This is a genomic window from Pseudomonas sp. RW10S2, from assembly GCF_014268985.1.
Lineage (GTDB): Bacteria > Pseudomonadota > Gammaproteobacteria > Pseudomonadales > Pseudomonadaceae > Aquipseudomonas > Aquipseudomonas wayambapalatensis.
Genome location: NZ_JABWRO010000212.1, coordinates 1 through 3,711 on the forward strand (window position 1 = coordinate 1; position 3,711 = coordinate 3,711).

The following is a 3,711-nucleotide window of genomic DNA, read 5'->3' on the forward strand; positions in this document are numbered from 1 at the left end:
TCGGGTCCCCGCACCGCCGCTCCCACAGGTGCCCCGCTGTCTTCAGGCCTGTGGGAGCGGGCTTGCCCGCGAACAATCCAGCACCGATCAGTGATGCTTGCGCGGCACTGCCGTGAGCAATTCATCCGGCGGCATCTCGCACTTGATCTTGCGCCCCAGCAGTTCCTCGATCGCCGGCAACTGGTAGGAGTCATCCTCGCCGGCGAAGCTGATCGACACACCACTGGTGCCTGCACGCCCGGTACGGCCAATGCGGTGCACGTAGTCGTCCGGGTCTTCCGGCAGGGTGAAGTTGATCACGTGGCTGATGCCGTCGATATGGATCCCACGCCCGGCCACGTCGGTGGCCACCAGCACGGTGATGCGCCCTTCGCGGAAGCTTTCCAGGGTGCGGATGCGCTTGTGCTGCGGCACATCGCCCGACAGCTGGGCGGCATTGATGCCGTCGCGCACCAGCTTTTCCTCGATGCGCCGCACCTCGTCCTTGCGGTTGGCGAAGACCATCACTCGTTCCCACTTGTTCTGCGTGACCAGGTTGTACAGCAGCTTGTACTTGTCGCTGCCCGCCACGGCGTAGACGTGCTGCTCGACCGTCTCGCTGGCAACGTTCTCCGGCTCGATCTCGACGATGGCCGGGTCAGTGGTCCACTGCTTGGCCAGGTTCATGACGTCGTCGGTGAAGGTGGCGGAGAACAGCAGGGTCTGGCGCTCGCTCTTGGGCGGGGTCTGGCGGATGATCTGGCGTACCTGTGGGATGAAGCCCATGTCGAGCATGCGGTCGGCTTCGTCCAGCACCATCACCTCGACCATGTCCAGGTGCACTTCGCCGCGTTGCTGGAAGTCCAGCAGGCGGCCCGGGGTCGCGACCAGGATGTCGCAGTAGCGCTTTTCCAGGGCCTTGAGCTGTTTGTCGTACTCCATGCCGCCGACGAAGCTCATCACGTTCAGCCCGCTGTACTTGGTCAGGGCCTCGGCGTCCTTGGCGATCTGCACCACCAGTTCGCGGGTCGGGGCGATGATCAGCGCACGCGGCTCGCCCATGTAGCGTTCCTTGGGCGGCGGGGTCTGCTGCAACTGCGAGATGATCGAGATCAGGAACGCGGCGGTCTTGCCGGTGCCGGTCTGGGCCCGGCCGATGGCGTCCTGGCCACGCAGGGTGTAACCCAGGACCTGGGCCTGGATCGGCGTGCAGTAGGGGAAGCCCAGGTCGTGGATGGCGTGCATCAGCTCGTTGGAGAGCTTGAAGTCATGGAAGCGAGTCTTGCCTTCCTGGGGCTCGACCACGAAGTCCTCGGGCTTCCACAGGCTGGCCTGGGGTTTGGGCTTGCGCTCGCGGCGGGGCTTTTCCCGGGGCGGCTGCTCGGCAGGCGCGGCTTCGGCCTTGGCCACAGGTTCGGGCTGGCTGCGCGGCGCGGACTTCGCTCTTGACGGTTTCGGGGGCCGGGCCGGTGCGGGCTGAGGCGTGGGTGCAATCACGGGGGCAGCGGGCGCGACGGCCTGCGGGGCGGCGTCTCCCTTGCCGAATATTTTCTTGAGTGCCTTGAGCACGGTCGTCTCGTCAACTGGTTAAGGAATGTACGCCGGGCAGTGTAATGCAAGATTCAGGCTCGGCGTAGTATTCGCTGTAGTGCAATGCGCCAGTGGCTACAGGCGCTCGTCGGATTACTGCAGGCGCTTGGCCATCCAGTCGTGGATATCGCTCAGTTCCTCGACCACCACTTCGTGTTCCATGGGGTATTCGTGCCAGCGTGCGGCGACGCCCCAGGTGTTCAGATACTCGAAGGCCGTACGGCCCATCGACGGGATCACCACCGGATCGTGCACACCGTGCAGGCACAGGGCCGGGGTGCGTTGCTGGCAGGCGCTGAGCTGATGGCCTTCGTTGAAGGTCGGGGCGTAGGTGGACAGGGCGATCACCCCGCCCAGCGCTTCCTGCCACTTTATATAGGCGGTGTGCAGCACCACGGCGCCGCCCTGGGAAAAACCGGCGAGGATGATCCGCGACAGATTGATGCCCTTGGCCTGTTCGGCCTTGATCAGCGCGATGACCTGGTCGGCCGATTCTTCAAGCTGCGTCTCGTCGATAGCCCGGGCCGGGGTCATGGCCTTGATGTCGTACCAGCTCGGCATGGCATAGCCGCCGTTGATGGTGACGGGGCGGGTTGGCGCCTGGGGCATGATGAAACGGGTACTTGGCAGACGTTCCTGCATGAATTCGGCCACCGGTAGGAAGTCGTAACGGTCGGCCCCCAGGCCGTGCAACCAGATCACACAGGCGTCGGCGGTCTTCTGGGGTTCGAGAATCAGCGGGTTGCTCATGACTGCTCCAAAAAAGTGCGTAAGAACTTATTGAGTGCGTAAAAAGAAGGCGCTGGTGGTTAGTGCCATAAAAAGATGTCGCAACTCTACAACTTTACCCCCTTGACGCATGCTTAAACGCTTAAGGCGGTAACTATGGTACGCGCTTTGCTACGTTCGTACCGATGCGATGGACGGGGGCCTGAACGGTAACACCCGCCCACGTGGATGGAAGGCTGTCACAGAACAGCCCATTGCGCCAATTGACCCAAAAACAAGCCAAAAAGGGTCGGATGCGCCTCATAAGGGTGCGGTGCAATTCCGGCTCGGTACAACAAGAGCATTTGGAGGTTGTTGATGAAGATGTTGCAAACCACGCTGGCAGTCCTGACCGCTGCCGCCACCCTGGGCACCGTGGGCGCCGCCCAGGCTGGCGCCACGCTCGATGCGGTACAGAAGAAGGGCTTCGTCCAGTGTGGCGTGAGCGACGGCCTCCCGGGCTTCTCCGTCCCTGACGCCCAGGGCAAGATCGTCGGCATCGACGCCGACGTCTGCCGCGCCGTGGCTGCCGCCGTGTTCGGCGACGCCACCAAGGTCAAGTTCAGCCAGCTCAACGCCAAGGAGCGCTTCACCGCGCTGCAGTCCGGCGAAGTCGACGTACTGTCGCGCAACACCACCTGGACCAGCTCGCGTGACGCTGGCATGGGCCTGGTGTTCGCCGGTGTCACCTATTACGACGGCGTAGGCTTCCTGGTGAACAAGAAGCTGGGCGTTTCCAGCGCCAAGGAACTCGATGGCGCGACCATCTGCATCCAGGCCGGTACCACCACCGAGCTGAACGTCTCCGACTACTTCCGCGCCAATGGCCTGAAGTATACCCCGATCACCTTCGACACCTCCGACGAGAGCGCCAAGTCGCTGGAATCCGGTCGTTGCGACGTGCTGACTTCCGACAAGTCGCAGCTCTACGCACAGCGCTCCAAGCTGGCTGCCCCGACCGAGTACGTGGTGCTGCCGGAAACCATTTCCAAGGAGCCCCTGGGCCCGGTCGTGCGTAAAGGCGACGAAGAGTGGTTCAGCATCGTCAAGTGGACCCTCTACGCCATGCTCAACGCAGAAGAAGCAGGCGTGACCTCGAAGAACGTCGAGGCCGAAGCCAAATCCACCAAGAACCCCGACGTCGCTCGCCTGCTGGGTGCCGACGGCGAGTACGGCAAGGACCTGAAGCTGCCCAAGGACTGGGTGGTGCAGATCGTCAAGCAAGTGGGCAACTACGGTGAAGTGTTCGAGAAGAACCTGGGCAAGAGCACCCCGCTGGAAATCGACCGCGGCCTGAATGCCCTGTGGAACAACGGCGGCATCCAGTACGCACCGCCTGTGCGCTGATGGCTGCCCCCCCCCCCCCCCCGCCCC

3 protein-coding genes are annotated in these 3,711 nt (G+C 63.3%); 1 reads left to right on the forward strand and 2 read right to left on the reverse strand.

The genetic code is table 11. The annotated features are described in order from the left end of the window. Positions 1-87: 87 nt before the first annotated feature. Both rhlB and HU729_RS25165 read right to left on the reverse strand, forming a co-directional pair. Positions 88-1,548 (reverse strand): ATP-dependent RNA helicase RhlB, encoded by a 1,461-nt coding sequence (gene rhlB, locus HU729_RS25160; RefSeq protein WP_186711889.1) that lies wholly within the window; start codon positions 1,546-1,548, stop codon positions 88-90. Between the two features lie 114 nt (positions 1,549-1,662). Then, entirely contained in the window at positions 1,663-2,319 is a 657-nt protein-coding gene (locus HU729_RS25165) for an alpha/beta fold hydrolase (RefSeq protein ID WP_186711890.1), read from the reverse strand. A 336-nt stretch (positions 2,320-2,655) separates the two neighbouring features. Here HU729_RS25165 and HU729_RS25170 point away from each other — a divergent pair, with 336 nt between their 5' ends. Then, positions 2,656-3,684: an amino acid ABC transporter substrate-binding protein gene (locus tag HU729_RS25170; protein ID WP_186668108.1), complete on the forward strand. Its 1,029-nt coding sequence runs from the start codon at positions 2,656-2,658 to the stop codon at positions 3,682-3,684. Positions 3,685-3,711 lie beyond the last annotated feature (27 nt).

Excerpts from the sequence above, each read along its gene's own strand:
- HU729_RS25165 (WP_186711890.1), bottom strand. The coding sequence starts at position 2,319 with ATGAGCAACCCGCTGATTCTCGAACCCCAGAAGACCGCCGACGCCTGT.
- HU729_RS25170 (WP_186668108.1), top strand. The coding sequence starts at position 2,656 with ATGAAGATGTTGCAAACCACGCTGGCAGTCCTGACCGCTGCCGCCACC.